This is a genomic window from Marinobacterium aestuariivivens (assembly GCF_042661465.1).
Taxonomy (GTDB): Bacteria; Pseudomonadota; Gammaproteobacteria; order Pseudomonadales; family Balneatricaceae; genus Marinobacterium_A; species Marinobacterium_A aestuariivivens.
In genome coordinates this window covers 3136971-3151724 of sequence record NZ_JBHSWE010000001.1, presented here as the reverse complement: position 1 = coordinate 3151724, position 14754 = coordinate 3136971, and the positions used below count along the sequence as shown (strand labels likewise).

At 65.6% G+C, this 14754-nt stretch carries 14 protein-coding genes and 2 pseudogenes; 1 reads left to right on the top strand and 15 read right to left on the bottom strand.

Annotated features, from left to right (window positions below):
• Positions 1 to 14: 14 nt before the first annotated feature.
• The 6 genes and pseudogenes from ACFQDL_RS16400 to ACFQDL_RS16375 form a co-directional block, all read right to left on the bottom strand.
• Entirely contained in the window at positions 15 to 1829 is a 1815-nt protein-coding gene (locus tag ACFQDL_RS16400) for a protein kinase domain-containing protein (RefSeq protein ID WP_379909975.1), read from the bottom strand.
• Positions 1830 to 1904: 75 nt separating this feature from the next.
• The gene (locus ACFQDL_RS16395) at positions 1905 to 3200 is read right to left on the bottom strand and encodes a 2-oxo acid dehydrogenase subunit E2 (RefSeq protein ID WP_379909974.1); all 1296 of its coding nucleotides are present in this window, start codon (positions 3198 to 3200) and stop codon (positions 1905 to 1907) included.
• Between the two features lie 11 nt (positions 3201 to 3211).
• Positions 3212 to 4189: an alpha-ketoacid dehydrogenase subunit beta gene (locus tag ACFQDL_RS16390; RefSeq protein WP_379909973.1), complete on the bottom strand. Its 978-nt coding sequence runs from the start codon at positions 4187 to 4189 to the stop codon at positions 3212 to 3214.
• Positions 4190 to 4191: 2 nt separating this feature from the next.
• Positions 4192 to 5362, bottom strand: a pseudogene (locus tag ACFQDL_RS16385) (thiamine pyrophosphate-dependent dehydrogenase E1 component subunit alpha).
• Between the two features lie 58 nt (positions 5363 to 5420).
• A complete protein-coding gene (locus tag ACFQDL_RS16380; protein ID WP_379913128.1) occupies positions 5421 to 6110 on the bottom strand; it encodes a helix-turn-helix domain-containing protein in 690 nt (229 codons plus the stop codon).
• Positions 6008 to 6349: pseudogene (locus ACFQDL_RS16375) on the bottom strand (AraC family ligand binding domain-containing protein); the annotation flags it as partial. The pseudogene ACFQDL_RS16375 and the gene ACFQDL_RS16380, both read right to left, overlap by 103 nt.
• A 159-nt stretch (positions 6350 to 6508) precedes the next feature.
• Between ACFQDL_RS16375 and ACFQDL_RS16370 the strand changes: the two are divergent.
• Positions 6509 to 7465: a DMT family transporter gene (locus ACFQDL_RS16370; protein WP_379909972.1), complete on the top strand. Its 957-nt coding sequence runs from the start codon at positions 6509 to 6511 to the stop codon at positions 7463 to 7465.
• A gap of 34 nt (positions 7466 to 7499) precedes the next feature.
• Here ACFQDL_RS16370 and ACFQDL_RS16365 read toward each other — a convergent pair whose 3' ends face one another.
• The 9 genes from ACFQDL_RS16365 to ACFQDL_RS16325 form a co-directional block, all read right to left on the bottom strand.
• The gene (locus ACFQDL_RS16365; protein WP_379909971.1) at positions 7500 to 8945 is read right to left on the bottom strand and encodes a two-component system sensor histidine kinase NtrB; all 1446 of its coding nucleotides are present in this window, start codon (positions 8943 to 8945) and stop codon (positions 7500 to 7502) included.
• 236 nt (positions 8946 to 9181) lie between these two features.
• Positions 9182 to 9322, bottom strand: coding sequence for a hypothetical protein (locus ACFQDL_RS16360; RefSeq protein ID WP_379909970.1), 141 nt, complete (start codon positions 9320 to 9322; stop codon positions 9182 to 9184).
• Positions 9323 to 9408: 86 nt separating this feature from the next.
• Positions 9409 to 9921 carry a DUF2726 domain-containing protein gene (locus ACFQDL_RS16355; protein WP_379909969.1) on the bottom strand — a complete coding sequence of 171 codons (513 nt, stop codon included), beginning with the start codon at positions 9919 to 9921 and terminating at the stop codon, positions 9409 to 9411.
• A 94-nt stretch (positions 9922 to 10015) separates the two neighbouring features.
• Positions 10016 to 10432 (bottom strand): DNA-J related domain-containing protein, encoded by a 417-nt coding sequence (locus tag ACFQDL_RS16350; RefSeq protein WP_379909968.1) that lies wholly within the window; start codon positions 10430 to 10432, stop codon positions 10016 to 10018.
• 265 nt (positions 10433 to 10697) lie between these two features.
• Complete coding sequence (locus ACFQDL_RS16345; RefSeq protein ID WP_379909967.1) at positions 10698 to 11888, bottom strand: Ni/Fe hydrogenase subunit alpha; 1191 nt, start codon at positions 11886 to 11888, stop codon at positions 10698 to 10700.
• A 100-nt stretch (positions 11889 to 11988) separates the two neighbouring features.
• On the bottom strand, positions 11989 to 12786 hold the full coding sequence (locus ACFQDL_RS16340) for an NADH-quinone oxidoreductase subunit B family protein (RefSeq protein WP_379909966.1): 798 nt from the start codon (positions 12784 to 12786) through the stop codon (positions 11989 to 11991).
• 1 nt (position 12787) lies between these two features.
• On the bottom strand, positions 12788 to 13618 hold the full coding sequence (locus tag ACFQDL_RS16335) for an FAD/NAD(P)-binding protein (RefSeq protein WP_379909965.1): 831 nt from the start codon (positions 13616 to 13618) through the stop codon (positions 12788 to 12790).
• Positions 13611 to 14417 (bottom strand): 4Fe-4S dicluster domain-containing protein, encoded by an 807-nt coding sequence (locus tag ACFQDL_RS16330; protein WP_379909964.1) that lies wholly within the window; start codon positions 14415 to 14417, stop codon positions 13611 to 13613. The genes ACFQDL_RS16335 and ACFQDL_RS16330 overlap by 8 nt, the downstream gene beginning before the upstream one ends.
• Entirely contained in the window at positions 14387 to 14731 is a 345-nt protein-coding gene (locus tag ACFQDL_RS16325) for a hypothetical protein (RefSeq protein WP_379909963.1), read from the bottom strand. The genes ACFQDL_RS16330 and ACFQDL_RS16325 overlap by 31 nt, the downstream gene beginning before the upstream one ends.
• Positions 14732 to 14754: the final 23 nt, after the last annotated feature.

Below are 14754 nucleotides of genomic sequence, written 5' to 3'. Positions count from 1 at the left end.
CGACGCCCCGCGCATCAAAGCCGAAATTTGCGGGGATCCCGGGGATAGTATTTTTCCGGCAGGCGCTCGATGTGGCTGAAGAAGCGGGTGTCCTTGTAGGGCATTTTCATGAAGCCCGACACCCCCAGCCCTTTTATCAGCGGAAGGCTTTGCAGGATCCTGTCCAGGCAGTCGCCGAACTCGGCTTCACGCTCCGGATCCAGCAGCCGGTAGTAGCTGTGTATTTTCAGGTGGGTCGGCAGGCTCTCGAAAATGATCAGCCCGGTATGATGGATGCGATTGAGCTGGGCGAGTATCTCCATGATCCGGCGCGGCAGGTCGAGATACTCGTCGGGATCGCGCCCGTCCTCGAAATAGGAGTGCAGCCGGGCCTGATCTTCGATGTCCGGCGCCGCGCTGACCTCGTAGGGCAGCGCCATTCCTGCCGGGGCGGTAAACGGCTGATCCTGATCGGCACGGTCGATATGCAGCGTATCCCGGGCATCGAACAGGCAGCTTTTGAAAATCCCACTCCGGTTGATGGCCCGTGCCAGGTTCACCATGTTGTTGACCGAAGCAGTGAAGGAGGCGCGCAGGTGTTCGTCGTGCAGGTTCAGACTCGAATCGATATAGACGCCGCTGGCCTCCCAGCGCACCGCCAACCCTCCGACCACCGGATACTTGCCCAGGCGGCTGACCGCGGCCAGAAAAGCCTTCTCGGTATCGCCCATGCCCTGCAGGAAGTCCTTGTAGTAGCGATCCAGCGGCGCTTCGTCGAGTGCCTGCAGCACCTCGTGCGCCCCCTCTTCCCGCAGGAAGGACTTGCGCGAGCTGTACACCACGGTGTCGATGTCCCGGTTCCCCGGCCGCAGCCAGACCGGCACCAGCGGCGCCGGCGACGCGACCGGCAGATCTTCCATGACGATCCGGGCCATGCGGGGCATTTCGGCGAGGAAGTAGTCGCCGGCACGCGCGCGTAGGGCCGGATCGGGCGCCAGCATCGCCTCCAGCACCCGGGCGAACTCCACCGGCAGCCCCAGCGAGGTCGGCGGAATGGCTTTGTGGCCAAAGCGACAGGACTGTCCGGACGCCAGCGCATAGAGGGTGCCGGCCAGCCCTTCCTCGTCGAACCGGGGCGAGGACAGGCCGCCGTTGAGCTGGGCCTCACCGATAAAATAGACATCGCCGAGCCGGGCGTTGGTCTGCTGCATGCTGTCCGACATCAGCTCCATGACGCTGCTGGCCACCGGCTGATTGTGCTCGTCCAGCTGCGCGAAGACCGACGACCCCCAGTCGATCAGCGCCACCCTTTCGCTGTCCGGGTCAAAGACGATATTGGAGGGTTTGATGTCGCCGTGGACGATCGGCTTGCCGGGGTGGTGGCGCAATGTCTGCAGGATATCCGCCAACTGTGCCGCGATCCGCACCACCCGCCGCGGCGACAGCGGCCCCCATTCGAGCGACAGCTGCTCCAGGTCGCGGCCCCGGGCCCGCTCCATCGCCAGGATCGGCTGCCCGCGCATCGCTTGAAAGGCAATCAGCCGCGGGACATGGGAGTGCTCCACCAGCCCGAGCATGAAGGCCTCCTCCTCCAGACGCTCCTTGTAGTGCGCAGGCAGGGTGATGCGGGAGAACTTGAACACCAGGGACTCGCCCCAGGCCGATACACCCGCGAATACGAAGCCGAAGGCGCCCTTGCCGATCAGCTCGATATCCCGATAGCCAAGCTGCTCGAGCTGCGCCTCGCAGAGCCTGAACCAGTCCTTGAGCTTCTTGGCGTCGTCGTGGCTGAGCAGGTAGATCGACTGCTCTTCCGGTATGTAGAACTGTTGCAGTGTCTCCTGGGCCATGGCTCGATCCGGAATGAATCCTGAATATACAGCTTACACCGGATGCCGGGCGACGGGCATCGCCCGGCATCGGCCTCAGGCCAGCTCCAGCAGCATCGAGGCCGGATCCTCGAGATAGCTTTTCCAGAGGTTGCTGAAACGGGCCATGGTGGCACCGTCGAGCACGCGATGATCGCCGGACCAGCTGATGTTCATGATCTGGCTGGCCACCACCTGGCCGTCGGCATCGAAACGCGGCAGGGGTCGGGTCTTGCCCAGCGCCACGATCGCCACCTCGGGCTTGCTGACCACCGGCACCATATAGGTTCCGCCCAGCGCACCGATATTCGAGAGGCTGATCGTGCCATCCTGCAGATCCTCCTGCTTCAGTTGCCCGGCGCGAGCGGCCTCGGTCAGACGCTGCACCTCGCGGGCGATCGCCAGGATGCTCAGGCGCTCCACGCCCTTGACGTTCGGCACCAGCAGCCCGATCCTGGAGTCCACCGCCATGCCGATATTGCAGCTCGGCTGATAATGCAGCTCGGTACAGTCGTCGTTGACCCGGCTGTTCAGGATCGGGAACTGCTGTATCGCCAGCGCCAGCGCCTTCATGAAGAACGGCATCAGGGTCAGGCGCACGCCCTGCTGTTCCGCTTTCGGTTTCAGCTGGGCACGCAGCGTCAGCAGCGCGCCCATCTCCACTTCGTCGCCGTAGGTGAAGTGGGGGATGCCCGCTACCGCCTCGACCATCCGTTTCGCCATGGCGGCCCTGATACCACGAATCGGCTCGACCCGCACCTCGCCCCTCGATTGCTGCTCCGCTTCGACGGCAGCCCGGGGTGAGGCGGCGGCGGTCGACGCCGTCAGGTCCTCGCGATAGCGCAACACATCCTCCTTCAGAATGCGTCCGTCCTTGCCGCTGCCCGGTACCCGGGTCAGGTCCAGCCCGTATTCACGCCCCAGGCGACGCACGGCCGGCCCGGCCAGCACCTTGCCGCGGCGCCAGGGTTTGCCCGGCTCTTCCGGCGCCGGCGGGCTGGCCTCGGGCGCCCCGCTGGCGGGCGGCGATTCGGCGACGCTGGGCGCCGCGGGCGTGGCTGAAGCAGGCGGTTCCGCAGCGCCCTCGACCGGCTCCGCTGCGGCTGCACTGTCCGGCTCCAGCTCCACCGTGAACAGCGGCGAATGCACCTTGGCGATCTCGCCTTCCTTGTAGTGCAGGCGCACCACCCGCCCACCGAAGGGCGACGGGATCTGCACCAGCGCCTTGTCGGTCATCACATCGGCGACCGGCTGGTCTTCAGCGATCACATCGCCTTCATTGATCAGCCATTCGACCAGCTCGCATTCGACGATCCCTTCCCCGATATCGGGCAGCACAAAGTCTTTGATCATGGCTCCCTCCGCTAAAAATGAATGCTGTTCTTGATCGCCTCGAAGATCTTGAGGTGATCCGGCAGGTATTCCTTTTCCAGCACCAGCGGGAAAGGCGTATCGAGGCCGGTGACCCGGCATATGGGCGATTCGAGATTAAGGAAGCAGCGCTCCTGTATCGTGGCGGCGATCTCGCCGGCAAAGCCGCCGGTCAGGGGCGCTTCGTGGCTAATCAGCAGGCGTCCGGTTTTCATCACCGACCGGGCCACGGTGTCGATGTCCCAGGGCAGGATGCTGCGCAGGTCGATCACCTCGCAGGAGATACCCTCCTTTTCCGCCAGCGCCGCCGCCTTTTCCACGAACTCCATCTGGGCACCCCAGGCCAGCAGGCTGATGTCCTCGCCCTCCCTGAGGACTTCGGCCTGCCCCAGAGGCAGCTCGTAGTCTTCTTCCGGCACCTCGCCGACCGACGCCCGGTAGATCCGCTTCGGCTCGAAGAACAGCACCGGGTTGGGATCGCGGATCGCCGCCAGCAGCAGTCCCTTGGCCTGGTGGGGATTGCGCGGCACGACGATATTGAGGCCCGGCGTGTGGGCGAAATACGCCTCCGGCGACTGGGAATGGTAGAGACCGCCGGCGATGCCGCCGCCGTAGGGCGTGCGGATGGTCAGGCCGCCGACATCGAAGAGGTTGCCGGAGCGGTAGCGGAACTTGGCGGCCTCGTTGACGATCTGGTCGAAGGCGGGAAAGATGTAGTCGGCGAACTGGATCTCGGCCACCGGCACCGCCCCCTGGGCCGCCAGGCCGTTGGCGAAGCCGATGATGCCCTGCTCCACCAGCGGCGTATTGAAGCAGCGTGCCCGGCCGTATTTTTCCTGCAGATGGCTGGTGGCCCGGAACACGCCTCCGAAGACCCCGACGTCTTCGCCGAAGCATACCACCTTGTCGTCGCTCGCCATGGCGATATCCAGGGCGTTGTTGACCGCCTGCAACAGGTTCATGTTAGCCATGTTCAGCCCCCGGCGCTTTTCGGATAAGTCTGGGGGTACTTGGCGACATGGCGCCGGAGTGCCTCCAGCTGTTCCTCGAGCAGGGCCGTCGGCCGGTCGTAGACGTCGGTAATCAGCGTCTCGAGCGGGGGCCGGGCGCTGCTGGGCGCGTTTCATCGCCTCCAGCACCTGCTGGCGTAGCTCGTCATAGAGCTGTTTTTCCGCCGTTTCGTCCCACCAGCCCTGGGCCAGCAGCCAGTTCTTCAGGCGCAGGATCGGATCCTTGGCGCGCCACTTGTCCTCTTCCGCCTTGTTGCGGTAGCCGGACGGGTCGTCCGACGAGGAATGGGCGGCCAGACGGTAGCTCATCGCCTCCACCAGCACCGGTTCGTTGTGCTCGACGGCCAGCTTGCGCGCCTCCTGCATCGTCTTGTAGACCGCCAGCAGATCGTTGCCATCAACGCGGATGGCGCGCATGCCGTAGCCCACCGCGCGCGGCGCCACGCCGTCGGCGGCGAACTGTTCGCAGGCCGGCGTCGAGATCGCATAGCCGTTGTTGCGACAGAGGAAAATCACCGGCACCCGCAGCACCGAAGCCATGTTCAGGGCCGCGTGGAAGTCACCCTCGGACGCGGCGCCCTCGCCGAATACCGTGACCGTGCAGCGCTTTTCGCCGGTCAGCTTCTGGCCATAGGCGTAACCGGTCGCCTGCGGAATCTGCGTCGCCAGCGGCGACGAGATGGTCATGTAGTACAGGTCGCGGGAACCGTAATGGATCGGCATCTGCCGCCCCTTGCCGTAATCCAGGTCGTTGCCGAACAGCTGGTTCATGAACTCGTCCACGCTGAAGCCGCGGTAGGCCAGCGCCCCCTGCTCCCGGTACTGGGCCATGATCATGTCGGCCGCGTCGAGCGCCGCGGCAAAGCCGACGGTAGTCGCCTCCTCGCCGGTGGACTGCAGATAGAAACTAACGCGCCCCTGGCGTTGCGCCGCCAGCATGCGCTCATCCAGTACCCGAGTGAACACCATGGCACGGTAGATCTTCCGGGCTTCCGTCTCGTCCAGCTCAGGCACCACGGCGCCGGGAATGACGGTGCCATCCTGCTGCAGCACCTGGTAGGTCGCAATCTGCAGGGCGTCGCCCGAGATAAACTCGGGCGCATGAATCGTCCGGGGTAGAGGATCCTTAGCCATCCTGGTCTCCATATTCTTATTGAATCCTGTACCAGTGTGGACCATTCGGCGCGGCCTATCACGGGCGGCCCGACCGGAAGTTGGCCGGGGACCGCCGCCACCGGACCCGACTGCTGAAAGACTCGCGCGGGGGCGTTACGCCTGTCCTTCGTGCGCCAACCGCCGCGCCACCTCCGCCAGCTCCTGCCGAAACGGCTGCTCCCCCGGGCCCGGATGTCCCGATCCCCCACGGCTCAGGCCTCGATCGATGCGCCTGCCCCCGCCGGTAATCATCGGGCGTGACGCCCATCAGACGACGAAACATGGCGATAAAGGACGAGGCGGTGCTGTAGCCGAGGTCGTGGGCGATGTTCTCGACGGTGTCGCCGGCTTCAAGCCGCGGCATCGCCCTGACCACACGCAGGCGCTGGCGCCATTCGGCGAGCGACATGCCGAGGTCGCGCTGGCAGCGGCGCAGCAAAGTGCGTTCGGTGCTGTGAACGCTCTGCGCCAGCTCGGCGAGGAGCGGCTGTCGCCGGGGTTCGCTTCGAGCATCCTGAGTACCGGCCCGAGCAGCGGGTCGTCGGAGGCCGGCAGGTAGCTGCCGGCGCAGGTGGCGCTGCCGAGCTGGTCGAGCAGTACCTGCAGCAGACGCCGCTCCTCCGCCCCGGGCTCGCTGGCGGGCGGCTGCTGACGCAGGTGCTCGAGCAGCGCCCGCACCAGCGGGCTGACCGTCAGGGCGCAGGGGTCGGCCGGCATGCCGTTGCACAGCGGCGGAGCGACATAGAGCGAGCAGTGCACGGCCTCGTAGCGGGTCAGGCCCTGATGCTCGACATCGGGCGGCAGCCAGATGCCATACTGGGACGGCGCCAGATAGCGGCGTTCGCCGATGTGAATTTCCATCACGCCGCTGAACGCGTAGACGAACTCGCCCCAGGCATGGCTGTGTTGCGGATAGGCGGAATCCTCGGGTGCCCGGGCGCTGCGGAACACGATCTGATGACGCATACCCTCGCTGAACAGCGGCGGGCGCAGCGTGCGGGGCTGTCGGGGCAATCGTCGACTCCTGACCGGTTATCGTTATGGGCTGTCGGATATTCACTATAAATCGACGAGACGCCAGGCGCATAATCGCCTTCCGATCCGATTCCCGTTCCGGAGGCCGCCATGGACAACCGACAACCACTCGACATCAGGGCCACCGGCCTGATGCTGGTGCTCTGCCTGACCTGGAGCCTGCAGCAGATCTTTCTCAAGGCGACGGCCGAGGATTTTTCGCCGGTGCTGCAGATCGCGCTGCGCTCCGGCATCAGCGCGGGGCTGGTCGGCGCCTTCGTCTGGCTGCGCGGTTCACGACTGGACTTCGGCGACGGCAGCTGGCGCCCCGGTCTGCTGGCCGGCGTCCTGTTCGCGCTGGAGTTCCTGCTCGTCGGTCAGGCGGTGCAGTACACCACCGCCTCGCACCTGGTGGTCTTCCTCTATACGGCGCCGGTGTTCGCCGCCCTGGGGCTGCACTGGCAACTGCCGTCGGAACGGCTGGCGCCGCTGCAGTGGACCGGCATCGCCCTGGCATTCGGCGGTATTGCGACCACCTTTCTCGGCCGCGATGAGCAGGCGGTTGCCGGCGGCCTGTCGAGCATGCTCTGGGGCGACGTCCTGGCACTCGCGGCCGGGGCGGCCTGGGGCGCCACCACGGTCGTCATCCGCATCACGCGCCTGGCCTACCTGCCCGCGACCCAGACGCTGCTCTATCAGCTGGTCACCGCCTGCGTGCTGCTGCTGCTGGTTGCGCTCGTCTCCGATCAGACGACCTTCAACCCCACGCCGCTGGTATGGACCAGCCTGGCGTTCCAGTCGGTCCTGGTCGCATTCGCCAGCTTCCTGATCTGGTTCTGGCTGTTGCGGCACTACCTGGCCTCGAGGCTCGGCGTTTTCTCGTTCCTGACGCCGCTGCTCGGCGTGCTCCTCGGCGCTTGGCTGCTGGGCGAGCCGGTCGAGTCCGGCTTCCTGCTGGGCGCGCTGCTGGTACTCGGCGGCATCCTGCTGGTGAGCGGCCACGAACTGCTGAAACAGCGGTTCGGCGCGATCCGAAACCGGCTGCGCTCGAACACCGGACCGACCTGAGCGCTGCCGTCACGCCGGCAGAGCCGACCGGGGTTCAGAGCTGCAGCTGGATGTGGAAGGTGGTGCCGACGTTGACGTCGGAGGTGACCGCCATATGGCCCTGGTGCTGCTCGGTGACCACGTAGTAGGAGAACGACAGCCGCTTGCCGGCATCGTAGGCCGTATCCGGCGAGGCTTCGTCCGGCGTCTGGTCGCTGAAGTAGGGTTCGAAGAGGTACATCTGCTCGTCGCCGGTCAGGCCGATGCCGTTGTGCTGGATCTTCACCCAGATGGCGTCGTAGCACTTGTTGACCTGGATCCTGACGGTCGGCACGAAACCCTCGCGCTCGACGCCGTCGAGGGCATTGCAGGCATGGCGGAAGAGCCCGAGGAAGGCCTGCTGCAGCTCGGTGACGTAGCAGGGCACCAGCGGCAGGTCATCTTCATACTGTTTCTCGATGCGGATATCGCGGAACTTCAGCTTCGACGGGGCCGACAGGACATCGCCGGCCAGCTCCAGACTGTGATCAAGAATGTCGGGAATGCGGGCCGGCTGACGCTTGTCGGTGCGGCCGCGGGCAAAGCGCAGCAGGTTGTTGATGATCGACTCGACCTCGCGCCCCTTCTCCGAGGCGTCGGCGAGCAGTCCGCCGAGTCGGGCGACTTCGTCGTTCTGTGCCGGATCCTGCTGCAGCAGGTTGCTGTTGGCGAGGAAATTCTGGAAGGCACTCAGGTCCAGCAGAATCCCCTGCAGCGGGATGTTGATATCGTGGGCCATGGTCGAGGCCAGCTCGCCCATCGACGACATCTTGTCGTGGTGGATCAGCATGTTCTCGGCTTCGACCCGCTTGGTGACATCGTCGACCAGGATCACCACCCCGGCCTCGTGGTCCTGCAGCGGGTAGAGGGTGATATCGAAATGGTAGGTGCCGGGCTGACTCTGCTTAACGGTGATCGCCTCGTTCTTCTCCAGCGCCTGCTCGATCAGCTTCGGCGACACCGTGATGCTGGGATAGAGGTCCCAGAGGTTGCGCCCCAGCGCCTTGTCGGCGGCGATGCCGGAGACGTCCTCGGCCTTCTTGTTCCACTGCGTCACCGAGCCGTCGCGGTCGAGCCCCACCAGCATCAGCGGCATCGAGCGCAGAATGTTGCGGATATAGGACTCCGAAGCCTCGAGCCGCTGTGTCGTGACCCGGTGCTCGGACACCTCCCTCTCCAGCAGCCGGTTGGTCTCGCTCAGGGACGCGGTGCGATCCTGCACCCGCACCTCTAGGTCGTTGCGGATCGCATTGAGCGCCAGGTTCGAGCGGTGCGCCTTGCGCCAGTATACGAACAGGCTGATGACCGCGATCGACAGCAGAATGATCAGGATGCCGCTGGACCAGTTGGCCACGTATTGCCAGTTGGTCCTGCCCTGCTCATCCTTGAATAATTGCACCAGGCCCGCCTGAAGCGTCTGGCTCTGCAGCAGCAGGAACGACAGCAATAGGTATTTTTTCATCTCGATCTTCGATCATCAGCGCAAGAATGGATGGCGTACGTCCGGTCGCCGCGCGGGAGGCTCGTCCCTCGTCAGCCCCGCTGACTCGGAACCCAGTCAGGACGAAGCCGCCGCTGCCGATTGTACTTGAGCCACCCAGGCATTGCCATTGGCCGGGCGTTGCCACTCCGGCCCATACACTTTCAGGGCACCATACCCTTTCAGGGCACCATACCCTTTCAGGGCACCGTACCCTCTCAGGGCACCAGGCCGTCGAGCGCCGAAGGCTGTTTCTGATCGTTGCGTTCCAGCGGGATGCGCTTGCGACATTCGGGCAGGCCGCAGAGCCAGAAGTCCTGCTCGACCTGGAAATCGCCCCTGGTCTGTCGCTTCGTCATCGGCGCACCGCACTCGGGGCACTCCGGCTCCGCCGGCCGCGCCGGTCCCAGCAGTCCCTGCGCCGCCTGTTCCGATGCCTGCTCGCCTATGGCGGGCTCGTCCAGCCCGCCGCCGGCGCGAACAGCTGATCGAACCGCAGCCCGATCTCGGCCGGCACGTAGGTGCGCTGGGCCGGGAAGCGCAGCAGCGCCAACCCCGCATCGTTGCAGACCCGGTCCAGCACCGGATCAGGTTCCGGCCGGTGACTGCTGTCGTCCAGTTCGATCGCACAGAGCGGCTTCAGGTTGTCGCGCAGACAGACGAGAAAGCTGAATTGGCGATCGCAGATCTCGTCCGCCGCCTGTTGCCAGCGCCGCGACTCCAGCCCGGGCCTGAGGCCGACAACGGCGGCCAGACCGACCTTGCACTGCACCCGGTGCCGGTCGCCGAGCGCCTGTTCCAGCGCATGAAGGAAATTCAGTTCGTTGTCGTTCAGCAGCGCCGACTCCAGCCGGAAGGCCGGCGCTTCGACGACCTGACGGCGTCGCCGGCGCAGCAGCAGCCAGAGGATGGACAGCAGCACGAGCGCGATGACGAGCGGGAGGTTAAACCATTCCATCCGTTGCGGTTCCTCGAGACGGGGATTGAGGCTGGCCCATTAGAGACCCGCCCGCCTGAACCGCAGCGGAATAACGGACGTCGTACCGCTCCCTTCAGTGCGACGGGGAGCGGTCTTTCAGGCTTTGCCAGAATCCGGTCAGCAGCGTCCGGACATCGGAGGCGGTGGTCTGTTCGAACCAGGACCAGTCGAGATAATACTCGCTGAGTTCCGGATACCAGTCCGGCCCGCTGTCGCGATCCGCCGGATCGGCCCTGTCGCCGTGCAGCTCGATATGCAGCGGCGAAATGTCGAGCACCCGACGCTCCTCCTGCCAGAGAATATCCTGCAGGTCGTAGAGCGCATTCATGATCAGGAAGTGCTTGCGATACAACGCCAGCAGGTCGTCATCGGCGATATCGTCGAACAGGCGCTGGCGTTGCAGACGCTGCATCAGCTCGTACTCGGTCACCCCCTCATCGGGATGCTGGCGAAGATAGCTGAGCAGTTGGGGGAGTAGTGGATTAACCATCGGACGCACACTTTGCTCTGGAGAGCATCTCTAAATACCTACTGCGCGACTCATAGGCTGCGTTGCGCGGTGCTCGGAATCCTCATGTATACACCATACACTGCGGTTCCTGCGCGCCGTGCGCCTTGCCTCTGAACCGCTCGTTACGGTTTTTCGAGGTACTCTGGAGTGAATGGACAGCGCTCCCTTGCACCGGCGTTCCGGAACCAAATCGGTAAATCCGGACATCACCCCCCAGTATAGTTGGCCTTCGACGTCAGTGCCGTCACGCCCGATGCACGCGCAGATCGAGGAAATGGACCGAGCAGGAGATGCAGGGATCGTAGTTGCGGATCAGCCGCTCGGCGAAGAACTGTAGTTCCCGGTCGCTGTGTTCGAGGCCGAACGCGGTCAGACCCCGGAACAGGTTCGCCTCGATATGAGCCTGGTTCTGGCTCGTCGGCGGAATGATGCAGGCTTCGGTGATGAAGCCCTCCTGATCGAGACCGTAGTGGTGGTAGATCAGCCCTCGCGGCGCTTCGGTGCAATGGGCGCCCCAGCCGGCCCCCGGGCTGTCGGCCACGGCGGCGGGCGCCGTCCGGTAATCCGTCAGCAGCCGCTGCGCCTCGAACACCGCAAAATAGCACTCCAGCGCCCGAGCCCGGAGACTGTCGTAGATGTTGTCACTGGGAAACCGCAGACCGCAGTCGTCGGCCAGCACCCGCACCCGTTCCGGCAGCTGGGCGAAATTCAGGTTCTGCCGGGCCAGCGGCCCGACCAGGTAGGGCTCGCCTTCGAGCAGCGAATAAAGCGCCGTGGTATGGGGCTCCTGATGCTCCTGGAAATGCTGGCGGTAATCGCGGGCATCGATATCGAGCCCCCGGCTGCTGAGCACCCGGCCCTCGTTCATCGCATAATCCGTGTCATGGTGCAGCGCCACGCTGGTGAAGGCCTGGTGATCGTCCGGCAGCTCCAGCGCCGCCGCCCAGCGCACCAGCGCCTCGGCATCGGTCAGCGCTTCTTCGAGGCGCGGACCTAGCGCCGCGATGAGGCCGGCGTCCGGCGCGCGATGGAAGCCGCCGACCTTGAGCCCCACCGGATGCACCGAACGGGCGCCGCTGAGGCTGATCAGATCGTTGCCCAGCGCCTGCAGCCGCAGGCCCCGGCGCACTTCATCGGGGTACTGCTTCGCCATCTCCAGCATATGGGAGAAGCCGAGAAAGTCCGGCAGCGCCAGGAAGTGGATATGCAGCGCATGACTCTGCAGCCACTCGCCGCACTGCAGCACGCGGCGCATGCGCCCGATCCAGTCGCCGGGCTCGAGCCCCAGCGCATGCTCCAGCGCCCGTACCCCGGTCATCTGGTAGGCGATGGGGCAGATACCGCAGATGCGCGCGGCGATGATCGGCTGCTCGCTGTAGTGCTTGCCCTCGAGGAACTTCTCGAAAAAGCGCGGCGGTTCGAAAATCTGCAGCACCGCGCGCTCGAGTGCGTCGTCGCGGCAGTAGAGCTCCAGCGCACCCTCCCCTCGAGCCGGGTAATCACGGGGACGCGCAGGCGGATATTGCGTGAATCGGTCATAGCTCTTTCGCCGGTATGCGCCAGCGCTCCCAGGCTTGCTGATAGGTTTCGAGGCCGGAACTGATCGAGACGAAACGCTCGGCCACCTGGCGCCGCGGAATGCCGAGGCCGACCAGCCGCTCGCCCAGCGCCTCGCAGTTGGGCTGTTCCGAGGCGCCGAAGCAGGTATAGCAGGGGGCGCCGAAGGATGGGCACAGCGCGCCGCAGCCGGCCCGGGTCACCGGGCCCAGGCAGGGCGCGGCCTGGCTCACCAGCACGCAGACGTTGCCGGCGCGCTTGCACTCCTGGCACACCTTCTCGGTCGGCAGCACCGGCGGCACGCCCTGCAGCAGTGCGCGCACCGTGGCGATCAGCTGACGGCCGCTGATCGGACAGCCCCAGAGCTCCAGGTCGATCTTGACCAGCTGCGCCACCGGGCGGGAGTCGGCCAGCGAATCGAGATAGGCGGTATCGGCATAGATGGCCCCGGCCCAGTGCTGCGAATCCTTGATGTTGCGCAGCGCCTGAACGCCGCCGCTGCAGGCGCAGGCGCCGATGGCGACAACGAAGCGCGAGCGCTCGCGCACTTCGCGGATGCGCTTTTCGTCCTCCGGCGTGGTGATGCTGCCCTCGACGAAGGCGATATCGACCTGCGCTTCGAAATCGTTCAGCCCAGCCTCGATGAAGTGGCGGATCTCGACCAGCCGGCTCAGGGTCAGCAGATCCTCGCCGAGGTTCAGGAACACCGACTGACAGCCCGAGCAGGAGGTCAGCTTGTGCACGGCGACCGTCGCCTTGCCGTTTTCGTTCGCCATCTCAGTAGCCCTCCAGCAGAAACCAGTCCTGGATCTCCGGCACCTTGAAGATCGGCCCGTTCTTGCAGACGAAGGGCCGGCCCATCTGGCAGTGGCCACAGAGCCCCAGCGCGCACTGCATGTTGCGCTCGAGGCTGACGTAACAGTTCTCCAGTGCCACGCCGTTATCGGCCAGCGCCTTCATCGAGGCCCGCATCATCGGTTCCGGGCCGCACATCATGACGGTGCAGTTGAGCGGGTCGAAACGGGCCTTGTCGATCAGCGTCGTGACCATGCCGAGCGACCAGGCGAAGGGCGCCTTCTTCTCCTCGCTCGCCGCCAGCAGCACCTCGCAGTCCGGTACCTCGCGCCAGCGGTCGTACTGCGCCTGCCACAGCAGGTCTTCGCGGTGTTTTACCCCCTGCATGATCACCAGCCGGCGGTAGGCGCCGCGGTCGGCGATGATGCGCCGGATCGCCGCGATCACCGGTGCGCAGCCGAGCCCCGCGGTTATGAAGACCACATCCCGTCCCTTCGCCTCCTCCAGCGGCCAGCTGTTGCCGTAGGGGCCGCGCAGTCCGAGCCGTGCGCCGGGCTCGAGCGCCACCAGCGGGCGGCTGATGCGCCCGACCGCCCGGATGGTGTGCAGCAGGCAATCGTCCTCGAAATCCATGATCGAGATCGGCACCTCGCCGAGCCCGTACAGATAGAGCATGTTGAACTGGCCGCAGTCGAAGCGGAAGCGCTGCTGGACCTCGGGATCGGCGAAACGCAGCGCCAGGGTCGCCACCTCCGGTGTTTCCATCACCTTGTCGACCAGGACGGCGGTCTGCGGCAGCCAGGGATCAGTCATTCCTGATCTCCCCTGTCCGAACCTCGGTACAGAGGCGCTCGGCCTCCTCGACGATATCGATGCCGACCGGACACCAGGTGATGCAGCGGCCACATCCGGTGCAGCCGCTGCGGCCGTACTGGTCGTGCCAGGTCGCCAGCTTGTGGGTCAGCCACTGACGGTACTTGTGCTCGGCGCTTTTGCGCACCACATGGCCGACCAGGTAGCTGTGCTCGTCGTTGAAGCAGGTATCCCAGCGTCTGACCGCCTGGCTCTGGCTGCCGTCCAGCGGGGTTTCCTCGTCGACCCGAAAGCAGAAGCAGGTCGGGCAGGACGCCGCGCAATTGCCGCAGGTGAGGCAGCGCTCGGCCACCGAGTGCCAGTGGCGCTGATCCTCGCGCGCGGCGTAGAGCGGCGCCCGCAGATCCCGCGACGGCAGCGCCCGTTGCTGGATGCGCGCCTCTTTGCGCAGCGCCTTGGCCCGGCGCCGGAACCGCCCCTGCACCGGCCGGGTCGGCAACGCATCCAGCAGCCGCCGGCCACGATCGCTGCCGGCCTTTACCAGGAAACCCTGATCGAGTTCGTCGAGCACCAGGTCGGCGCCGCCGGTCACCTCCGGACCGTCTCCGGTGGAAACGCAGAAGCAGGTCTCGGCACTGCGATGACAGTTGACGGCCACCAGCAGCAGCCGCTCGCGCCGGTCGCGGTAATGGGGATCGGGATAGTCGCCTTCGAGAAAATGCCGGTCCTGCAGCGCCAGCGCCGCCAGATCGCAGGCCCGCACCCCGATCACGGCCGTCGGCGGCGGTGTCTCACGCACCTCCTCGAAGCGCAGACCGCCCTCCACCTCGCGCGCGACCCAGAGCGGTTGTTCGGCGGCGAAGAGCCAGGGCTTGAGTCCTGGGCGGTGCCGACCCAGTCGAAATAGCGCTTATGATCCTGCTGCTCGAGCCGGTAGCGGCCCGGCGACTGGCGATCGACCTTGCCGACCGGCAATGCTGCAGCGCCGTCGACCTCCCGATAGACGAGGGCTCCCTGCTCCTCGATCGCGCCGACCGTGCGGTAGCCCTCGGCACGCAGCAGCGCGAACAGCCGCTCGAGATCCCCCTGTTGCAAAAAAGCCGTCTGATCCATTGCTCTGTCCCGGGTCGTTCAAA

Excerpts from the sequence above, each read along its gene's own strand:
- ACFQDL_RS16400 (WP_379909975.1), bottom strand. The coding sequence starts at position 1,829 with ATGGCCCAGGAGACACTGCAACAGTTCTACATACCGGAAGAGCAGTCG.
- ACFQDL_RS16395 (WP_379909974.1), bottom strand. The coding sequence starts at position 3,200 with ATGATCAAAGACTTTGTGCTGCCCGATATCGGGGAAGGGATCGTCGAA.
- ACFQDL_RS16390 (WP_379909973.1), bottom strand. The coding sequence starts at position 4,189 with ATGGCTAACATGAACCTGTTGCAGGCGGTCAACAACGCCCTGGATATC.
- ACFQDL_RS16370 (WP_379909972.1), top strand. The coding sequence starts at position 6,509 with ATGGACAACCGACAACCACTCGACATCAGGGCCACCGGCCTGATGCTG.
- ACFQDL_RS16365 (WP_379909971.1), bottom strand. The coding sequence starts at position 8,945 with ATGAAAAAATACCTATTGCTGTCGTTCCTGCTGCTGCAGAGCCAGACG.
- ACFQDL_RS16360 (WP_379909970.1), bottom strand. The coding sequence starts at position 9,322 with ATGACGAAGCGACAGACCAGGGGCGATTTCCAGGTCGAGCAGGACTTC.
- ACFQDL_RS16355 (WP_379909969.1), bottom strand. The coding sequence starts at position 9,921 with ATGGAATGGTTTAACCTCCCGCTCGTCATCGCGCTCGTGCTGCTGTCC.
- ACFQDL_RS16350 (WP_379909968.1), bottom strand. The coding sequence starts at position 10,432 with ATGGTTAATCCACTACTCCCCCAACTGCTCAGCTATCTTCGCCAGCAT.
- ACFQDL_RS16340 (WP_379909966.1), bottom strand. The coding sequence starts at position 12,786 with ATGGCGAACGAAAACGGCAAGGCGACGGTCGCCGTGCACAAGCTGACC.
- ACFQDL_RS16335 (WP_379909965.1), bottom strand. The coding sequence starts at position 13,618 with ATGACTGATCCCTGGCTGCCGCAGACCGCCGTCCTGGTCGACAAGGTG.
- ACFQDL_RS16325 (WP_379909963.1), bottom strand. The coding sequence starts at position 14,731 with ATGGATCAGACGGCTTTTTTGCAACAGGGGGATCTCGAGCGGCTGTTC.